We start from the raw sequence: 18,118 nt of genomic DNA, 5'->3' as shown, positions 1-18,118 counted from the left end.
ACGGCCACCCTAGGGCCCGAGGCGGACGCCGGGCCCGCGCCGCCTACGCGATCAGCGACCGGTAGATCTCCTCCGTCTGCGCCCCGATCGCGTCCCAGTCGAAGACGGTCCTGGCCCGCTCGCGGCCCGCCTCGCCGTAGCGGCGCGCGGTCTCCCGGTCGAGCACCGTGTCGGTCAGGATCCGCGCCAGGTCGGCGACGAAGCGCTCCGGGTCGGTCGGCGTGCCGGTCCCGTCCTGCACCTGGTCGATCGGCACGATCCGGCCGGTCTCCCCGTCCACGACGACCTCGGGGATGCCGCCGGTCGCGGTGCCGACCACCGCGGTGCCGCAGGCCATCGCCTCGAGGTTCACGATGCCGAGCGGCTCGTAGACGGAGGGGCAGACGAAGACGTCGGCCGCGGTCAGCAGCGCGGTCAGCTGGTCGCGCGGCAGCATCCGCTCAATCCAGACGATCCCGCTGCGCTCCTCCTGGAGGGCGGCGACGAGGCCGGAGACCTCGGCCATGATCTCGGGGGTGTCGGGCGCGCCGGCGCAGAGCACCACCTGCACCTCGGGGGGCAGCTGGGCGACGGCCCGCAGCAGGAACGGCAGCCCCTTCTGGCGCGTGATGCGGCCGACGAAGATCACCGTGGGGCGGTCGGGGTCGACCCCGAAGGAGCGCACGACGTCCAGGTCGTCGTTCGGCTTCCAGGCGGACAGGTCGATGCCGTTGTAGACGACGTGCAGGCGTGCCGGGTCGACGGCCGGGTAGCTGCGCAGGATGTCGTCGCCCATGCCGCGGCTGACGGCGATGACGGCGTCCGCGGCCTCGTAGGCGGTGCGCTCGATCTCGCTCGAGATGCGGTAGCCGCCGCCCAGCTGCTCGGCCTTCCAGGGCCGCAGGGGCTCGAGGCTGTGCGCCGTGACGACGTGCGGCACCCCGTGCAGCAGCTTCGCGAGGTGCCCGCCGGCGTTCGCGTACCAGGTGTGGGAGTGCACGACGTCGGCGCCGCCGACGTCCTGCGCCATCTGCAGGTCGACCCCGAGCGTCGCGAGCGACCCGTTCGCCCCGGCGAGCTCACCGGGCGTCCGGTAGGCGGTGACGTCGGCCTCGTCGCGCGGCGCGCCCCAGCAGCGCACCTGCACCTCCATGCGGCTGCGGAGGGCCTTCACCAGCTCGGCCGCGTGCACCCCCGCTCCCCCGTAGATGTCCGGCGGGTACTCCTTCGTCAGCAGATCGACGCGCACGGCGCCACCCTAGCCCTCGGCCCCAGACCCGAAGAGGGGCCCGTGACAGGGGATTTCCCTGGAAACGTGGACGTTCGTTGGGACTACGGTGTGCGCCATGCCATCGAAGAAGATTTTCGGCATCGTGCTCGCGGGCGGCGAGGGCAAGCGCCTCATGCCGCTGACGGAGGACCGCGCCAAGCCCGCGGTGCCGTTCGGGGGTGCGTACCGGCTGATCGACTTCGCGCTGTCGAACCTCATCAACTCGGGGCTGACGCAGATCGTCGTGCTGACCCAGTACAAGTCGCACAGCCTCGACCGCCATGTCGCGGAGACCTGGCGGCTGTCGGGCCTGCTGAACGCCTACGTGGCGTCGGTGCCGGCGCAGCAGCGCCTCGGCAAGCGCTGGTACCTCGGCAGCGGCGACGCGATCTTCCAGAGCCTCAACCTGATCGGCGACGAGCGCCCCGACATCGTGGTCGTGGTCGGCGCCGACCACGTGTACCGGATGGACTTCAGCCAGATGATCGACGCGCACATCGCGTCGGGCAAGAAGGCGACCGTCGCGGCGATCCGGCAGCCGATCGAGCTCGCGAGCAGCTTCGGCGTCATCGACGTGGACCCGGCCGACCCGACGGTCATCCGCGAGTTCCTCGAGAAGCCGAAGGACCCGGAGGGGCTGCCGGACAGTCCGGGCGAGGTGCTCGCCTCCATGGGCAACTACGTCTTCGACGCGGACGCGCTCGTGGAGCAGCTCTTCGAGGACGCCGATCGCCCCGGCTCCGACCACGACATGGGCGGCGACATCGTCCCCGCCTTCGTGGAGAAGGGCGAGGCCGGGGTCTACGACCTGAACCGCAACGAGGTGCCGGGCTCGACCGACCGCGACCGCTTCTACTGGCGGGACGTCGGGACGATCGAGTCGTTCTACGACGCCCACATGGACCTCGTGTCCGCGCTGCCGGTGTTCAACCTCTACAACCGGTCCTGGCCGATCTACACGCAGACGCTGAACTCGCCGCCCGCGAAGTTCAACCGCGACGCCTACGGCAACAACACCGTGGTGCACGACTCGATCGTGTCGCCCGGCTCCCTGTTCTCCGGCTCGCGCATCCAGAACAGCGTGCTCGGGCCGTGGGCCAGCGTGGAGTCGAACGCGTCGGTGATCGACTCGGTGCTGTTCGACCGCGTGCGCGTGGCCGCGAACGCGGTGGTGCAGCGCGCGATCCTCGACAAGAACGTCGTTGTCTGCGAGGGCGCCCGGGTCGGGGTCGAGCACGAGCGGGACCGCGAGCGCGGCTTCACGGTGACCGACAGCGGGATCACCGTGGTCGGGAAGGGCGTCCGCGTCCTCCCCTGACCGCGACGGCCCCGGCATCGACGTCCCTGGCAGCATGGGGCGCGTGACGCGCGTGATCGTGGTGCTCGACGTCGACTCGACGCTGATCCAGCAGGAGGTCGTCGACCTGCTCGCCGAGCACGCCGGGGTCGGCGCGCAGGTCGCCGCGGTGACCGAGTCCGCCATGCGCGGCGAGCTGGACTTCGCCGCGAGCCTCGCCCGCCGGGTCGCGCTGCTCGAGGGGCTCCCGGACTCCGTGTTCGAGGAGGTCGGCGCGCGCATCACGGTCACCCCCGGCGTGCCCGAGCTGATCGCCGCGGTGCACGGCGCCGGCGGCGCGGTCGCCGCGGTCTCCGGCGGCTTCCGTCAGGTGCTCGACCCGCTGGCGCGGCGGCTCGGCCTCGACCGCTGGCGCGCGAACGACCTCGGCGTCGATCGGGGGCGGCTGACGGGTCGTGTCGAGGGGCCGGTGATCGACGCTGAGGCGAAGCGGGCGGCGCTCGAGGAGTGGGCGGCCGAGCTCGGGGCGCGGACGACGGTCGCGATCGGCGACGGCGCGAACGACCTGCTCATGATGGGCGCTGCGGACCTGTCGATCGCCTTCGCGGCGAAGCCCGCGGTCCGCGCGCGGGCGGACGTCGTGCTGCCCGGCCCGTCGATGCGTCCGGTGCTCGCCCTCCTGGGCGTCGACCAAGCGCTCGTATCGCGATAGTTGCCGCCTCGACGACGTCGAGGCGGCAGCTATCGCGATATAGAAGCCGTCAGTGGCCCATGCCGAGGCCGCCGTCGACGGGGATGACGGCACCGGAGATGTAGGCGGCGTCGTCGGAGGCGAGCCAGACGGCGGTCCGCGCGACCTCGTCGACCGTGCCGAACCGCCTGGCGGGGATCCGGCCCTTGTACTCGGTCTGCGTCGCTTCCGGCAGGGCGGCCGTCATGTCCGTCTCGATGAAGCCCGGAGCGATGACGTTGGCCGTGATCCCGCGGGCGCCGAGCTCGCGGGTCAACGAGCGCGCGAAGCCGACGAGCGCGGACTTCGACGCGGCGTAGTTCACCTGGCCTGCGGAGCCGAGCATGCCGACGACGCTGGAGATCAGGATCACGCGCCCGAAGCGGGCGCGCAGCATCCCCTTCGAGGCGCGCTTCACGACCCGGAAGGCGCCGCCGAGGTTCGTGGCGACCACGTCGTCGAAGTCGTCCTCGGACATCCGCAGCAGCAGCGTGTCGCGGGTGATGCCGGCGTTCGCGACGACCACCTCGACGGGGCCGAGCTCCGCCTCGACCACGCGGAAGGCCGCGTCGAGGGCGACGGCATCGGTGACGTCCGCCTGCACCGCGAGCACGCCGGCGGGGCCGGACCCGTCGCGCGAGGTGATCGCGACGCGGTAGCCGGCTGCGCCGAACGCGACGGCGATCGCGCGGCCGATGCCGCGGTTGCCGCCGGTCACGAGCACGACGCGGCCTGCGGGCGCCTGAGGGTCATCGGTCACGGGGGCGTCTCCTTCCGGAAGGCTCCCGGGAGCCTACAGATCCGGTGAGGAACACCGGCCGGGCGGCGTACGTTGTCCCCACTGTGACTCGCAACGCCGTGCAGTCCGCGACTGCCCTCCACCTCTCCCCCGCCGAGGACCGCAAGAAGCGCATGCGCGCGTACACGACGGCCATGTCGATCCGCACGGCGTGCTTCGTCCTCGTCTTCTTCGTGCCGGGCTGGTGGAAGCTCGTGTTCGGCATCGGCGCGGTCGTGCTGCCCTACATCGCGGTGATCCTCGCCAACGCGGGGTCGGCGGCGGGGACGTCGCCGATCAGCCCCGGGCTGCAGCAGGGCCGGCTCGCGCTCGAGGAGCGCGCCCAGCCCTCCTGGTCCTCCCCCTCGGACGGGACCGGATGGACGTCGCAGGACGACGCTCGGGCGTGGTCGACGACCGAGCCCGAGGCCGCGCCGGGTGCGGCGCAGCCGCAGTGGCAGCGCCAGGAGTGACGGAGGAGCGCCGCACCTGCTCGCGCGCCGGCTGCCGGCAGCAGGCCTCCACCGCGATCGACTGGCGGAACCCTCGGATCCACACGGGCGACCGCAGCAAGACGTGGCTCGCGTGCGAGGAGCACGTCCCCTTCCTCACCGACTTCCTGCGCGCCCGCGCCTTCCCGCTGCAGGTGCGTCCGGTCGAGCCGGTACGCTGACCGACTCGTGCGGCAGGTCGGCAGGATCGCGGCCGCCCTGGTCTCGAACGGCCGGTGGCGGCGCTCGCTCGCGCTCGTCATCGGCTTCGCGATCGGCTGCGGGCTGCTGTCGTGGTGGCAGTTCGCGCGGCGCGAGGAGACCGCGCAGGCGAGCGCGCTGATCGCCGCGAACACGACCGCTCCTCCCGCGACGCTCGCCGAGCTCCTGCCGTCGCTGACGGCATGGGACCCCGGCGAGCGCTGGCGGACCGTGCGCGTCTCGGGCGAGTACCTCACCGACCGGCAGCTGCTCGTGCGCAACCGGGTGCAGGACGGGAACCCGGGGTTCGAGGTGCTGACCCCGTTCCGCCTCGACGATGGGGACGTCCTCGTCCTCGACCGCGGCTGGGTGTCGGTCGGCACGACGCAGGACGCGCCGGACAGCGTGCCCGCGCCGCCGTCCGGCCGGGTCGTCGTGGACGCGCGCCTGCAGGGCGACGAGGGGCCGCTCGCGGGCCGCACCGCTCCGGCGGGGCAGATCCCGTCCATCGACCTGCAGCAGGTCGCCCGCGACGTCGGCGCTCCGACCTACACGGGCGCGTACGGCCAGGTCGCGTCCGAGTCCCCCCAGCCGGCCGAGGTGCCGTCGCGGATCGTTCCGGACACCCAGACCGGCGTGGACGAGGGCACGCACCTCTCCTACGCGATCCAGTGGATCCTCTTCGCGATGCTCGGCTTCCTCGCCCTCGCGTGGTCCGTGCGCCGCGAGCTGCAGGACGCCGGCGACGAGGTCATCCTCGCGGCGGACGCGCGGGCCGCCGTGCGCCGGTCCCGCCGCGCGCCCTCCGACGAGGCCGTCGAGGACGCCCTGGAGGAGCTGCCCGTCGGCGGGGAGGACCGCCGCAGGCCGGTCAGCTGACCGAGATCAGGTCCAGGTAGTCCGCGTTGAAGTGGTCCTCCGTGCCGTCGGGCATGATCAGCACGCGCTCCGGGTTCAGCGCCTCCACGGCCCCCTCGTCGTGGCTGACGAGCACCACCGCGCCGCTGTAGTTCGCGAGCGCCCCGAGGATCTCCTCGCGGCTGGCGGGGTCGAGGTTGTTCGTCGGCTCGTCGAGCAGCAGCACGTTCGCTGCCGACACCACGAGCATCGCGAGCGCGAGCCGCGTCTTCTCGCCGCCGGACAGGACGCCCGCTGGCTTGTCGCCGTCGTCCCCGGTGAACAGGAACGAGCCGAGCACCCGGCGGGCCTCCGTCGCCGACAGCGCGGGCGCGGCGGACAGCATGTTCTCGAGCACCGACCGCGCGACGTCGATGGTCTCGTGCTCCTGCGCGTAGTAGCCGATGCGCAGGCCGTACCCGGGCTCCACTTGGCCGGTGTCGGGCCGGTCGACCCCCGCGAGGATGCGCAGCAGCGTCGTCTTGCCGGCGCCGTTCAGCCCGAGCACCACCACCTTGCTGCCGCGGTCGATCGCGAGGTCGACCGCGGAGAAGATCTCGAGCGAGCCGTAGGACTTGGACAGGTCGCTCGCCATCAGCGGCGTCTTCCCCGACGGCGCCGGGTCGGGGAAGCGCAGCTTCGCCACCCGCTCGACCTGGCGGACCTCCTCGAGGCCGGAGAGCAGCCGCTCCGCGCGGCGCACCATGTTCTGCGCGGCGACGGCCTTCGTCGCCTTCGCGCCCATCTTGGCGGCCTGCAGCTGCAGGGCGGACGCCTTCTTCTCCGCGTTCTGCCGCTCCCGCTTGCGACGCTGCTCGTCCGTCTCCCGCTGGCGCAGGTACTGCTTCCAGCCCATGTTGTAGACGTCGAGCACCTGCCGGTTCGCGTCGAGGTAGAACACCCGGTTGACGACCTCGCCGACGAGGTCGACGTCGTGGCTGATCACGATGACGCCGCCGCGATAGGTCTTCAGGAACTCGCGCAGCCAGATGATCGAGTCGGCGTCGAGGTGGTTCGTCGGCTCGTCGAGGATCAGGGTGCCGGCGTCGCTGAACAGGATCCGCGCGAGCTCGATGCGCCGGCGCTGGCCGCCGGAGAGGGTGCGGAGCGGCTGGTCGAGGATCCGGTCCGGCAGGGCGAGGTTCGACGAGATGGAGGCGGCCTCGGCCTCCGCGGCGTACCCGCCCTTCGCGGTGAACTCCTCCTCCAGCCGCGCGTAGCGGTTGATCGCCTTCTGCGCGACCGCCTGGTCGTCGGAGCCCATCCGCTCGGTCGCCTCGGCCATCTGCAGCTGCAGCGAGCCGAGCCCGCGGGCGTCGAGGATCCGGGTGCGGGCGAGCTGCTCCGGGTCGCCGGCCCGCGGGTCCTGCGGCAGGTAGCCGATCTCCCCCGACCGCTCGATCCGGCCCGCGGTCGGCTGCGTCTCCCCCGCGAGGGTCTTCGTCAGGGTGGTCTTGCCAGCGCCGTTGCGGCCGACCAGCCCGACCTTGTCCCCCGCGGAGACGCGGAACTCGACGTCCGCCATCAGCCGGCGGGCGCCGACGGTGATCTCGAGATCATGCACGGCGAGCAGAGCGAGCTCCTTGGAGGGGATCGACGACGATTCCGCCGGAGGCGTGTGCGACGGGCACAGGAGCGCGTGGCGGCGGACTCCCTAGTTTAGGTCGGGGCCGGCCTCCTTCCGCCGCGCCCGGTCAGGAGCCCCGTGTCGTCGTTCTCGCCCGCCCTTGTGCGCCCGGTCCTCGTCGACCGCGTGCTGCCCCGCTCGCTCGCCGTCGACGCCGCGCTGGTGGTGGCCGGCGCGGCGCTCACCGCGGGGCTCGCGCAGCTGACGGTGCCGATGTGGCCGGTGCCGATGACGGGGCAGACGTTCGGGGTGCTGCTCGTCGGCACGGTGCTCGGACCGCTGCGCGGGGCGCTCTCGATGGCGCTCTACCTGGCGGTCGGCGTCCTGGGGCTGCCGGTCTTCGCCGGGGGCGCCTCGGGCAGCCTCTTCGCCCTCACCTCGGGCGGCTACGTCGTGGGCTTCGTGGTCGCGGCGGCGCTGGTCGGCGGGCTCGCGCGACGCGCGTGGGACCGCCGCGTCGTCGGCACGGTCGTCTCGTTCCTCGCCGGCACCGCCGTGATGTACGCCTTCGGCCTGCCCTGGCTCGCGGCGGTGCTCGGCCGGCTCGGCCCGTCCGTGTGGCACGGGGCGCTCGGCTACGACTCGCTCGCCGCCGCGGTGTGGGGCGCCGGCTTCGTGCCGTTCCTCGCGGGCGACCTGGTGAAGGCGGTCGCGGCCGGCCTGCTGCTGCCGCTCGCCTGGCGCGGGGCGACCCGCCTCCGCGGCTGATCGCATCGGTCGGTGCTCGTGCTGCTCCGACGTCGTCGGAGCAGCACGGACACCGATCGAGCAGGCGCCTGCGGGTCGAGCAGGGGTCAGATCTGGAAGCCGATCGCCCGCATCATGTCCTTGCCGTCGTCCGTCATCCGCTCCGGGCCCCACGGCGGCATCCAGACCCAGTTGATGCGGAACCGCTCGACGTGCCCGTCGAGCGCCTGCGCGGTCTCGTCCTCGATGACGTCCGTCAGCGGGCAGCCGGCCGAGGTGAGCGTCATGTTGATGACGAGCGCGTCGTTCTCGTCGTCCCAGCCGAGGTCGTAGATCAGGCCGAGGTCGACGACGTTCACCCCGAGCTCGGGGTCGACGACGTCCTTCAGCGCCTCCTGCAGCTCGTCGAAGCGCTCGGGCGCGAGCGGCGTGGCCATCGTCAGGCCGTCGCCGCGGCGGTGAGGTAGCGGTCGTAGCCCTCGTCCTCGAGCCGGTCGGCGAGCTCGGCGCCGCCCTCCTCCGCGACCCGGCCGTTCACGAAGACGTGCACGAAGTCGGGGCGGATGTAGCGCAGGATCCGCGTGTAGTGCGTGATCAGGAGGACGCCGAGGTCGGACGAGGACTTCGCCCGGTTCACGCCCTCGGACACGATCTTCAGCGCGTCGACGTCGAGCCCGGAGTCGGTCTCGTCGAGCACGGCGATGCGCGGCTTCAGCAGCTCGAGCTGGAGGATCTCGTGGCGCTTCTTCTCGCCACCGGAGAAGCCCTCGTTGACGTTGCGCTCCGCGAAGGCCTGGTCCATGCGCAGGTTGTCCATCGACTCGCGGACGTCCTTCACCCAGCCGCGGATGGCGGGCGCCTGCCCGTCGATCGCGGTCTTCGCGGTGCGCAGGAAGTTGCTCACGGTGACGCCGGGGATCTCGACCGGGTACTGCATCGCGAGGAAGAGGCCGGCGCGGGCGCGCTCGTCGACGCTCATCGCGAGGACGTCCTCGCCGTCGAGCGTGATCGACCCGGAGTCGACCTGGTACCGCGGGTGGCCCGCGATCGTGTAGGCGAGCGTCGACTTGCCGGAGCCGTTCGGGCCCATCACGGCGTGGGTCTCGCCGGTGCGGATCGTCAGGTCGACGCCGCGGAGGATCGGCTTCGTGCCCTGCTCGGTCTCGATGGAGACGTGCAGGTCGCGGATCTCGAGGGTGGACATCGGGTTCCTTCCGTCAGGAGGGCGCTGTGGTGATCGCTGCCCTATTCGGGCAGCGAGGAGGCGGGCACCGGGGTGGGGTCGACGAGCACGTCGCCGCCCTCCACGGTGACTCGGAAGACGGGTACCGGCTGGTAGGCCGGCAGGGTGAGCGGGCGCCCGCTCGTGAGGGAGAACTTGGAGCCGTGGGCCCAGCACTCGAGGGTGTCGGCCTCGACGAAGCCCTCGGACAGCGAGATGTCACCGTGCGTGCAGGTGTCGCCGATCGCGAAGACGTTCCCGCTGCCGTCCTTCACGACGGCGACGGGCACGCCGCCGACGACGACCCGCAGGGCGGTGTCCTGCTCCAGGTCGTCCACCCCGCAGACGCGCTCGGCGGTCACGGGCGGGCCTCGCCGGCCAGCTCCGCCTCGACGGCCTCCTGCAGCCGCTCCTGCAGCTCGGGCACGCCGATCTTCTGCACGATGGAGGCGAGGAAGCCGCGGACCACGAGCCGGCGCGCCTGGTCCTCCGGGATTCCGCGCGCCTGCAGGTAGAAGAGCTGCTCGTCGTCGAAGCGACCGGTCGCCGAGGCGTGCCCGGCGCCCTCGATGTCGCCCGTCTCGATCTCGAGGTTCGGGATCGAGTCGGCGCGCGTGCCCTCGGTGAGCACCAGGTTGCGGTTCTGCTCGTACGAGTCGGTGCCGGTCGCGTCGGGGCCGATCAGCACGTCCCCGATCCACACCGTGTGCGCACCCTCGCCCTGCAGCGCGCCCCGGTACTCGACCCGGCCCTTCGTGTGGTCCGCCTGGTGGAACAGGAAGACCTGGCTCTCCAGGTGCTGTCCCGCATCGGCGAAGTAGACGCCGAGCAGCTCGCCGTCGGCGCCGGAGCCGGCGAGCGTCACGGAGGGGTTCACGCGCACGACGCCGCCGCCGAAGGAGACCACGACGTGCTTCAGGCGCGCGTCGCGGCCCACCCGGGCGAAGTGGTTCGCCACGTGGCGCGCGTCGTCGTCCCAGTCCTGCACCGTGACGACGGTGAGGTCGGCGCCGTCGCGCACGAGGATCTCGACGTTCTCCGCGAGCCGCGCGTCGCCCGCGTTGTCGAGCACCACGACCGACTTCGAGAACCGCGCCGCGTCGACGATCGTGTGCGCGGCGCGGGGCGCCGCACCGAGCGCGGCCCGTCGGACCGTCGCGGCCGAGGGCTCCTCGCCGCGGACCTCGACGACCAGCGCCTCCTCGAAGGACGACCAGGCGTTCGCCGCGGCCCGGTCCTCCGGGATGCCCGCCGTGCCGATGCGCTCGTCGTCCCGGCCGACCCAGGACACGGAGGCGCCGCCGTCGGCGGTCGTCTCGACGTCGTAGCGGCCGCCGTCGAGGTCGCCGTCGATCAGGTCCTGCAGCTCCGCGACCGGCGTCAGCTTCCAGACCGCCTCGCGGCCGGTGACGGCCGGGAAGTCGGCGACGTCGGTGGAGCTGAAGCGCGCGTTGCGCGTCTGCACCGGCACGACGCCGTGGCCGGACGTCGCGTCCGCGACGATCGCCGGACGGCCGCCCGTGCCGGTGACGTCCTCGATGTCGTCGCCGGTCGCGGGGTGCACCGGGTCGGTCGACAGCGAGTCGACGACGTCGGTGGACTCCGCGTCCTTCGCTGGGGTCCGCGCCATCTAGCCGACGCTCCCTTCCATGCCCATCTCGATCAGTTTGTTCAGCTCGAGCGCGTACTCCATCGGCAGCTCGCGCGCGATCGGCTCGATGAAGCCGCGGACGATCATCGCCATCGCCTCGTCCTCCGGCATGCCGCGGCTCATCAGGTAGAAGAGCTGCTCCTCGGACACCTTCGAGACCGTCGCCTCGTGGCCGAGCTGCACGTCGTCGACGCGGATGTCGATGGCCGGGTACGTGTCGGAGCGGCTGATCGTGTCGACGAGCAGCGCGTCGCAGCGGACGGTGTTCGCGGAGTGGTGCGCGTTCGGGTCGACCCGCACCTCGCCCCGGTAGCCCGCCCGGCCGCCGCCGCGCGCGATCGACTTCGACACGATCGACGACTGCGTGTGCGGCGCCATGTGGACCATCTTCGCGCCGGCGTCCTGGTGCTGGCCGGGCCCGGCGAAGGCGACCGAGAGGGTCTCGCCCTTGGCGTGCTCGCCCACCAGGTAGATCGACGGGTACTTCATCGTGACCTTGGAGCCGATGTTGCCGTCGACCCACTCCATCGTCGCGCCCTCGTGCGCGATCGCGCGCTTGGTGACGAGGTTGTAGACGTTGTTCGACCAGTTCTGGATGGTCGTGTAGCGGACGCGGGCGTCCTTCTTCACGACGATCTCGACGACCGCGGAGTGCAGCGAGTCGCTCTTGTAGATCGGCGCCGTGCAGCCCTCGATGTAGTGCACGTACGAGCCCTCGTCGGCGATGATCAGCGTCCGCTCGAACTGGCCCATGTTCTCGGTGTTGATGCGGAAGTAGGCCTGCAGCGGGATGTCGACGTGCACGCCCTTCGGCACGTAGACGAAGGAGCCGCCCGACCAGACCGCCGTGTTCAGCGACGCGAACTTGTTGTCGCCCGCGGGGATCACGGTGCCGAAGTACTCCGTGAAGAACTCGGGGTGCTCGCGCAGGGCCGTGTCGGTGTCCATGAAGATGACGCCCTTGGCCTCCAGCTCCTCCTGGATCTGGTGGTAGACGACCTCGGACTCGTACTGCGCGGCGACGCCCGCGACGAGGCGCTGGCGCTCGGCCTCGGGGATGCCGAGCCGCTCGTAGGTCTTCCGGATGTCCTCCGGCAGGTCCTCCCACGTCTGCGCCTGGCGCTCGGTGGAGCGGACGAAGTACTTAATGTTGTCGAAGTCGATGCCGGACAGGTCGGCGCCCCAGGTCGGCATGGGCTTGCGCTCGAACATCGAGAGCCCCTTGAGCCGGTTCTTCAGCATCCACTCGGGCTCGGCCTTGCGGCGCGAGATGTCCTCCACGACGGCGGAGGAGAGTCCGCGCTTCGCGGAGGCCCCGGCGGAGTCGGAGTCGGCCCAGCCGAACTCGTAGACCCCGAGGCCCTCCAGCTCTGGGCGGTCGATCAGCACGTCTGACACGTCGGTGCTCCTCTCGTCGCTTCAGGTGAACCCGGCGGACGCCGAGCGCATTCCATCGCCGGCGCGGCCGTACGATTCGTGTCGCAGCCCAGGCCGCACCCGGTCGGGCTCGCGGCCGGCGGACCCGGATCGGCTCCAGGACCGGTGCCGGCCGACCGCCGACTCTACCGCCGTGCGACCTCCCGGAGGCGTCCCCGCCCGTGTTCACCAGCCCAGCCGCACCCCCTCGCCGCCGCCCCCTGCCCGAGGGCACGGGACGGCGGGTGCTCGTCGCCGCCGTCGCGTCCCTCGTCGCCGAGATCCTGATCGTGGGCACGGGCGCGGCGGTCCGGCTGACGGGCTCCGGACTCGGCTGCCCGACCTGGCCCCGCTGCACCGCGGACTCCTTCACGACCACGCCGGAGATGGGCGTGCACGGTGTCATCGAGTTCGGCAACCGGCTGCTCACCTTCGCGCTCGTCGCGGTCGCCGTGCTCACGCTGGCCGCCGTGTGGCGGATGCGGAAGCGCCGCCGCGACCTCTGGTGGCCGGCCCTCGTGCAGCTGCTGAGCATCCCGGCGCAGGCCGTCCTCGGCGGCATCACGGTCTGGACGGGGCTCAACCCGTGGACCGTCGCCGCCCACCTGCTGATCTCCCTCGCGCTCGTCGTGGTGATGACGGTCTTCCTGCACCGGGTGCGCACCGGCCCGGGCGAGCGGGTGCTCGCCGTGCCCGCTCCGCTCGCCGCCCTCGGGGTCGCGATCGCCCCCGTGACCGCCGTGGTGGTGCTGCTCGGGATCCTGACGACGGGCTCCGGCCCGCACGCCGGCGACGCGGCGTCCGCCCGTAACGGCCTCGACGCGACGGTGCTGGTCGGGGTCCACGAGACCTCGGCGTGGGTGCTGTTCGCGCTGACGGCGGCGCTCGTCGTCTGGAGCACCGCGCGGCGCCTCCCGCTGCAGCGCCCGGCGACGCTGCTGCTCACCGTCGAGGCCCTGCAGATCGCCGTCGGGGTGACGCAGGTCGCGCTCGACTGGAACGCGGGCGTCGTGATCGTGCACGTCTTCCTCGCAGCGTGCCTGACCGCCGCCGCCGCGAACGTCGTGGTGCACCTGCGGCGCCCCGTCGCGGACGTCTTCGAGGAGCGCCCGGAGCGCATCGAGGCCTGACGCGCCGCCCAGCCCGGTCGGACCGCTCCCGCGCCGGGCGGGCGCGCACCCCCGCTGGTCGAGGTGCGGAGCGCAGCGGAGCCTCGAGACCGCCCCGGCCCGCGGTCGTCCGCGGTCAGCCGGGGCACGGGAAGGCGACCCACAGGACTTCCAGGCGCCCGCTCACCCGCCGGCCGGGCGAGCTGCGACAGGACGGGCGCATCCAGCCGCCCGGGCGGTCGGAAGCCGCCCGCGCAAGGAGCCGGGCGCGGATGGGGCGGCATCGGCACATCCGGGCGAGAACGGCTGTCCGATCGCGCCCGGATCCGCCACTGACGCCCGGACCCGCCGTCGACGCCCGGACGCGGGCGCGGCTCAGTGGAGCAGGGCGTCGACCGCGATGCCGATGAAGAGCAGCGAGAGCGATCCGATGCTCGCGTGGAAGACCCGCATCGGCGCGACGCGCTCGCCGGCCACGGCCCTCGCGTAGAGCCGGTGGGTCTCGAGCACGAACCACCCGCCGGCCGCGAGCGCGACCACCGCGTAGAGCGGCCCCATCCCGGCGACCGGGATCAGCAGCAGCGAGCAGGCCAGCGTCGCCCAGGCGTACAGGACCGTCTGGAGTCCGACCTGCGCGGGGGTGCGCACCGCGCCGAGCATCGGCACGTCGACCGAGGAGTAGTCCTCCCGGTACCGCATCGACAGCGGCCAGTAGTGGGGCGGGGTCCACAGGAAGATCACCGCGAACAGCACCCAGGCCGCCGGCGACAGGGACCCGGTGACCGCGGCCCAGCCGATCAGCACCGGGAAGCAGCCGGCGAGGCCGCCCCAGACGATGTTCTGGCTCGTGCGGCGCTTGAGCCACATCGTGTAGACGACGACGTAGAAGGCGATCGCGCCGACCGAGAGCGCGGCCGCGAGCCACGTGCCGCCGAAGCCGAGCAGCAGGGTCGAGGCGACGGTGAGCAGCGTCGCGAAGACCACGGCCTGCCGCGGCGTCAGGTCGCCCGTGACGAGCGGCCGGTGCCGGGTCCGGTGCATCACGCGGTCGATGTCGCGGTCGATGACCATGTTGAACGCGTTCGCCGCACCCGCCGAGAGCGTGCCGCCGACGAGCGTCGCCGCGACGACGCGCAGGTCGGGGACGCCGCCGGCGGCGAGCAGCATCACGGGCACCGTGGTGACCAGCAGCAGCTCCACCACCCGCAGCTTCATCAGCGCGACGTAGCCGCGGACCTGACGACGGAACGGCACGGAGCGGGACCCGTCGCCGTTGGCGACCTGCCCCTCCGACGCCTCGACTGCGGTGCTCACTGGTGGCAATTCTATGGGAATCGGGCGGGCCTCGAAGCGGGCGCACAAGCGGAGGGGACACCATCGAGTGGTCGTTCGGCAGCGTCACGCCATCAATAGACTCGGTGTTCGGCGCTCGCTCAGCCACCGCTTACGTATCCACCGACGGAAGGATCGTCGTGACCGACCTGCAGACGCGTGAAGGCACCCTCGAATGGACGGAGCTCGACCGCAAGGCGGTCGACACGACGCGGGCACTCGCCGCGGACGCCGTGCAGAAGGCCGGCAACGGCCACCCCGGCACCGCCATCAGCCTCGCGCCGCTCGCCTACCTGCTGTTCCAGAAGGTGATGCGCCGCGACCCGTCCGACTCCACCTGGCTCGGGCGCGACCGCTTCATCCTGTCGAACGGCCACTCGTCGCTGACGCAGTACATCCAGTTCTTCCTCGGCGGCTACGGCCTCGAGATCGAGGACCTGCAGCAGCTGCGCCAGTACGGCTCGAAGACGCCGGGCCACCCGGAGTACGGCCACACCGACGGGATCGAGATCACCACCGGCCCGCTCGGCTCGGGCCTCGCCGCGGCGGTCGGCTTCGCGTACGCGTCCCGCTTCGAGCGCGGGCTCTTCGACCCGGACGCCGCGGCGGGCGAGAGCCCCTTCGACCACTACGTCTACGTGATCGCCGGTGACGGCGACATCGAGGAGGGCGTCACCAACGAGGCCTCCTCGCTCGCCGGCACGCAGCAGCTCGGCAACCTGATCCTGTTCTACGACGACAACCAGATCTCCATCGAGGACGACACCAACATCGCCCTGTCGGAGGACGTCGCCCTGCGCTACGAGGCGCTCGGCTGGCACGTGCAGGTCGTCGACTGGAAGGCCGGCGAGGAGTACCACGAGGACGTCGAGGCGCTCCACGCCGCCACCCTCGAGGCGCAGCGGGTCACCGACAAGCCGTCGATCATCGTGCTGAAGACGATCATCGGCTGGCCCTCCCCGACGCTCCGCAACACGGGCAAGATCCACGGCTCCGCCATGGGCGACGCCGAGATCAAGGGCCTGAAGGAGGCGCTGGAGCTCGACCCGGAGCAGTCGTTCCACGTCGAGCCCGAGGTGCTCGAGCACGCGCGCAAGGCGGTCGAGCGCGGGCAGCAGCAGCACGCCGAGTGGCAGCAGGGCTTCGACGCGTGGGCGGGCGCGAACCCGGAGCGCAAGGCGCTGCTCGACCGCGTGCTCGCGGGCGACCTGCCGGAGGACGCGTTCGACGAGCTGCCCGTCTTCCCGGCCGGCAAGGCGGTCTCCACCCGCGTGGCCTCCGGCAAGGTCATCAACGCGATCGCGCCGAAGGTGCCCGAGTTCTGGGGCGGCTCGGCCGACCTCGCCGAGTCGAACAACTCGACCATCGAGGGCTACGGCAGCTTCCTGCCGCCCGAGCGCGGGACGGCGATGTGGAAGGCGGACCCGTACGGCCGCGTGCTCCACTTCGGCATCCGCGAGCACGCGATGGGCAACATCCTGAACGGGATCGTGCTGCACGGGAACACGCGCGTCTTCGGCGCGACGTTCCTGATCTTCAGCGACTACATGCGCCCGGCGGTCCGCCTCGCGGCCCTGATGAAGGCCCCGACGATCTACGTCTGGACGCACGACTCGGTGGCGCTCGGCGGCGACGGCCCGACCCACCAGCCGATCGAGCAACTCTGGAGCCTCCGGATGATCCCGCAGCTCGACGTCATCCGCCCGGGCGACGCGAACGAGACCGCGGCCGCCTGGAAGCAGGTCATGTCCCGCCGCATGGGGCCCGCGGGCCTCGCGCTCAGCCGCCAGAACCTGCCGGTGTTCGAGCGCGGCGACGGCGAGGCCTCCGGCGACGTCTTCGCGTCGACGGACGGCGTCGCGAAGGGCGCCTACGTCCTCGCCGCCGCGAAGAACGGGACGCCGGACGTCATCCTCATCGCCACCGGCTCGGAGGTGCAGGTCGCCGTCGACGCGCGCCAGCGCCTCGCGGACGAGGGCATCGACGCGCAGGTCGTGTCGGCCCCCTGCCTCGAGTGGTTCGACGAGCAGAGCGACGAGTACAAGGAGCACGTGCTGCCGAAGGCCGTGACCGCCCGCGTCGCGGTCGAGGCCGGCGCCACCCTGGGCTGGGCCAAGTACATCGGTCAGCAGGGCCGTGCGGTCGGCATCGACCACTTCGGTGCCAGCGCGGACGGCGACTTCCTGCTGCAGGAGTTCGGGATCACCGCGGAGCACGTCGTGTCCGCGGCCAAGGAATCGCTGGGCCGCTGAGCCGGTTCCAGCAGACGGACAAGGAGCACGAATGAGCATCACCGAGAGCGACACCGCAACCGACTCCAACACCGCCGCGCTCTCGCGCGCCGGCGTGAGCATCTGGCTCGACGACCTGTCGCGGGAGCGCATCACCAGCGGCAACCTGCAGCAGCTGATCGCCGAGAAGAACGTGGTCGGCGTGACCACCAACCCGACGATCTTCGCGGCCGCGCTCGCCAAGGGCGAGTCCTACGACGAGCAGGTCGAGGAGATCAAGGCGAAGGGCGGGGACGTCGACCAGGCGATCTTCGACATCACCACGCGCGACGTCCGCGACGCGGCGGAGATCTTCACCGAGGTCTTCACCGCCTCGCACGGCTACGACGGGCGCGTCTCCATCGAGGTCTCGCCCGAGCTGGCGCACGACACCGACGCGACCATCGCCGAGGCGAAGCGCCTGTGGTCGACGATCGACAAGCCGAACGTGATGATCAAGATCCCGGCGACCGTCGAGGGTCTCCCGGCGATCACGGCGGTGATCGCCGAGGGCATCAGCGTCAACGTCACCCTGATCTTCTCGCTGGACCGGTACCGCAAGGTGATCGACGCCTACCTGACCGGGCTCGAGCAGGCCGCCGCGAAGGGGATCGACCTCTCGACGATCCACTCGGTCGCCTCGTTCTTCGTGTCCCGGGTCGACACCGAGATCGACAAGCGCCTGGACGCCGCGGGCACCGACGAGGCGAAGGCGTTGAAGGGGAAGTCGGCCGTGGCCAACGCCCGGCTCGCCTACGAGGTCTTCGTGGAGGCGTTCGGCACGGAGCGGGCGATCGAGCTGCAGGAGCAGGGCGCGAACCGTCAGCGGCCCCTGTGGGCCTCGACCGGCGTGAAGGACCCGAGCCTGCCCGACACGTTCTACGTGGTCGACCTCGTCACCCACGGCGTCGTCAACACGATGCCGGAGAAGACCCTCGACGCCGTCGCCGACCACGGCGACATCAAGGGCGACACGATCGTCGACAAGTACGACGAGGCCCGCGAGGACCTCGCGAAGCTGAAGGAGGCCGGCGTCGACCTCGACGAGGTCACCGAGCAGCTCGAGCGCGAGGGCGTCGAGAAGTTCATCGTGTCCTGGCACGAGCTGAGCGACACGGTCGCCGGCGCCCTCGGCAAGGGCTGAGTGGTCCCGCACAGCGC

Annotated in this window: 18 protein-coding genes; 9 read left to right on the top strand and 9 right to left on the bottom strand. The window is 71.9% G+C overall.

Annotated elements, in window-relative coordinates:
* Positions 1–43: 43 nt before the first annotated feature.
* Positions 44–1,228 (bottom strand): glycogen synthase, encoded by a 1,185-nt coding sequence (gene glgA, locus ACFSBI_RS05670; protein WP_377932901.1) that lies wholly within the window; start codon positions 1,226–1,228, stop codon positions 44–46.
* A 97-nt stretch (positions 1,229–1,325) separates the two neighbouring features.
* On the opposite strand from glgA, the gene glgC reads away from it, so the two are divergent.
* Positions 1,326–2,567 (top strand): glucose-1-phosphate adenylyltransferase, encoded by a 1,242-nt coding sequence (gene glgC, locus ACFSBI_RS05665; RefSeq protein ID WP_377932900.1) that lies wholly within the window; start codon positions 1,326–1,328, stop codon positions 2,565–2,567.
* 34 nt (positions 2,568–2,601) lie between these two features.
* Entirely contained in the window at positions 2,602–3,258 is a 657-nt protein-coding gene (gene serB / locus ACFSBI_RS05660) for a phosphoserine phosphatase SerB (protein WP_377932898.1), read from the top strand.
* Positions 3,259–3,307: 49 nt separating this feature from the next.
* Here the strand turns inward: serB and fabG are convergent, their stop codons facing one another.
* Positions 3,308–4,036, bottom strand: coding sequence for a 3-oxoacyl-ACP reductase FabG (gene fabG / locus ACFSBI_RS05655; RefSeq protein WP_377932897.1), 729 nt, complete (start codon positions 4,034–4,036; stop codon positions 3,308–3,310).
* Between the two features lie 83 nt (positions 4,037–4,119).
* Here fabG and ACFSBI_RS05650 point away from each other — a divergent pair, with 83 nt between their 5' ends.
* Genes ACFSBI_RS05650 through ACFSBI_RS05640 form a run of 3 tightly spaced genes read left to right on the top strand, consistent with a single transcriptional unit; the run spans position 4,120 to position 5,625 of the window.
* The gene (locus ACFSBI_RS05650) at positions 4,120–4,527 is read left to right on the top strand and encodes a DUF3099 domain-containing protein (RefSeq protein ID WP_377932896.1); all 408 of its coding nucleotides are present in this window, start codon (positions 4,120–4,122) and stop codon (positions 4,525–4,527) included.
* Entirely contained in the window at positions 4,524–4,727 is a 204-nt protein-coding gene (locus tag ACFSBI_RS05645) for a hypothetical protein (protein ID WP_377932894.1), read from the top strand. The genes ACFSBI_RS05650 and ACFSBI_RS05645 overlap by 4 nt, the downstream gene beginning before the upstream one ends.
* A 7-nt stretch (positions 4,728–4,734) precedes the next feature.
* Complete coding sequence (locus ACFSBI_RS05640; RefSeq protein WP_377932892.1) at positions 4,735–5,625, top strand: SURF1 family cytochrome oxidase biogenesis protein; 891 nt, start codon at positions 4,735–4,737, stop codon at positions 5,623–5,625.
* On the opposite strand, the gene ACFSBI_RS05635 is transcribed toward ACFSBI_RS05640, so the two are convergent.
* Positions 5,618–7,216: an ABC-F family ATP-binding cassette domain-containing protein gene (locus ACFSBI_RS05635; protein ID WP_377932977.1), complete on the bottom strand. Its 1,599-nt coding sequence runs from the start codon at positions 7,214–7,216 to the stop codon at positions 5,618–5,620. The genes ACFSBI_RS05640 and ACFSBI_RS05635 overlap by 8 nt on opposite strands.
* Positions 7,217–7,348: 132 nt before the next feature.
* On the opposite strand from ACFSBI_RS05635, the gene ACFSBI_RS05630 reads away from it, so the two are divergent.
* Positions 7,349–7,978: a biotin transporter BioY gene (locus ACFSBI_RS05630; RefSeq protein ID WP_377932890.1), complete on the top strand. Its 630-nt coding sequence runs from the start codon at positions 7,349–7,351 to the stop codon at positions 7,976–7,978.
* Between the two features lie 86 nt (positions 7,979–8,064).
* On the opposite strand, the gene ACFSBI_RS05625 is transcribed toward ACFSBI_RS05630, so the two are convergent.
* Genes ACFSBI_RS05625 through sufB form a run of 5 tightly spaced genes read right to left on the bottom strand, consistent with a single transcriptional unit; the run spans position 8,065 to position 12,228 of the window.
* Complete coding sequence (locus ACFSBI_RS05625; RefSeq protein ID WP_377932888.1) at positions 8,065–8,394, bottom strand: metal-sulfur cluster assembly factor; 330 nt, start codon at positions 8,392–8,394, stop codon at positions 8,065–8,067.
* Positions 8,395–8,396: 2 nt separating this feature from the next.
* Positions 8,397–9,161: a Fe-S cluster assembly ATPase SufC gene (sufC, locus tag ACFSBI_RS05620; protein ID WP_377932886.1), complete on the bottom strand. Its 765-nt coding sequence runs from the start codon at positions 9,159–9,161 to the stop codon at positions 8,397–8,399.
* Between the two features lie 41 nt (positions 9,162–9,202).
* Complete coding sequence (locus ACFSBI_RS05615; RefSeq protein ID WP_377932885.1) at positions 9,203–9,541, bottom strand: non-heme iron oxygenase ferredoxin subunit; 339 nt, start codon at positions 9,539–9,541, stop codon at positions 9,203–9,205.
* Positions 9,538–10,809, bottom strand: coding sequence for a Fe-S cluster assembly protein SufD (gene sufD, locus ACFSBI_RS05610; RefSeq protein ID WP_377932883.1), 1,272 nt, complete (start codon positions 10,807–10,809; stop codon positions 9,538–9,540). The genes ACFSBI_RS05615 and sufD overlap by 4 nt, the downstream gene beginning before the upstream one ends.
* Positions 10,810–12,228, bottom strand: a complete 1,419-nt coding sequence (gene sufB, locus ACFSBI_RS05605; RefSeq protein WP_377932881.1) for a Fe-S cluster assembly protein SufB — start codon at positions 12,226–12,228, stop codon at positions 10,810–10,812. It lies immediately after the preceding gene.
* 200 nt (positions 12,229–12,428) lie between these two features.
* Between sufB and ACFSBI_RS05600 the strand changes: the two genes are divergently transcribed.
* Entirely contained in the window at positions 12,429–13,376 is a 948-nt protein-coding gene (locus ACFSBI_RS05600) for a COX15/CtaA family protein (protein ID WP_377932879.1), read from the top strand.
* 354 nt (positions 13,377–13,730) lie between these two features.
* Here the strand turns inward: ACFSBI_RS05600 and ACFSBI_RS05595 are convergent, their stop codons facing one another.
* On the bottom strand, positions 13,731–14,669 hold the full coding sequence (locus tag ACFSBI_RS05595; RefSeq protein ID WP_377932877.1) for a heme o synthase: 939 nt from the start codon (positions 14,667–14,669) through the stop codon (positions 13,731–13,733).
* Between the two features lie 158 nt (positions 14,670–14,827).
* On the opposite strand from ACFSBI_RS05595, the gene tkt reads away from it, so the two are divergent.
* Complete coding sequence (tkt, locus tag ACFSBI_RS05590; protein ID WP_377932875.1) at positions 14,828–16,939, top strand: transketolase; 2,112 nt, start codon at positions 14,828–14,830, stop codon at positions 16,937–16,939.
* A 31-nt stretch (positions 16,940–16,970) separates the two neighbouring features.
* The gene (tal, locus tag ACFSBI_RS05585) at positions 16,971–18,101 is read left to right on the top strand and encodes a transaldolase (protein ID WP_377932873.1); all 1,131 of its coding nucleotides are present in this window, start codon (positions 16,971–16,973) and stop codon (positions 18,099–18,101) included.
* The last annotated feature ends 17 nt before the right edge of the window (positions 18,102–18,118 follow it).

Origin of the sequence: Amnibacterium endophyticum (assembly GCF_042680685.1) — a bacterium.
Classification (GTDB): Bacteria; Actinomycetota; Actinomycetes; order Actinomycetales; family Microbacteriaceae; genus Amnibacterium; species Amnibacterium endophyticum.
The sequence above is the reverse complement of the archived record's forward strand: the minus strand, read 5'-3'. Positions and strand labels throughout refer to the sequence as shown.

What these genes read in the sequence shown, in the direction of transcription:
- glgC (WP_377932900.1), top strand. Translation starts at nt 1,326, where the DNA reads ATGCCATCGAAGAAGATTTTCGGCATCGTGCTCGCGGGCGGCGAGGGC.
- sufD (WP_377932883.1), bottom strand. Translation starts at nt 10,809, where the DNA reads ATGGCGCGGACCCCAGCGAAGGACGCGGAGTCCACCGACGTCGTCGAC.
- serB (WP_377932898.1), top strand. Translation starts at nt 2,602, where the DNA reads ATGGGGCGCGTGACGCGCGTGATCGTGGTGCTCGACGTCGACTCGACG.
- sufC (WP_377932886.1), bottom strand. Translation starts at nt 9,161, where the DNA reads ATGTCCACCCTCGAGATCCGCGACCTGCACGTCTCCATCGAGACCGAG.
- ACFSBI_RS05625 (WP_377932888.1), bottom strand. Translation starts at nt 8,394, where the DNA reads ATGGCCACGCCGCTCGCGCCCGAGCGCTTCGACGAGCTGCAGGAGGCG.
- tal (WP_377932873.1), top strand. Translation starts at nt 16,971, where the DNA reads ATGAGCATCACCGAGAGCGACACCGCAACCGACTCCAACACCGCCGCG.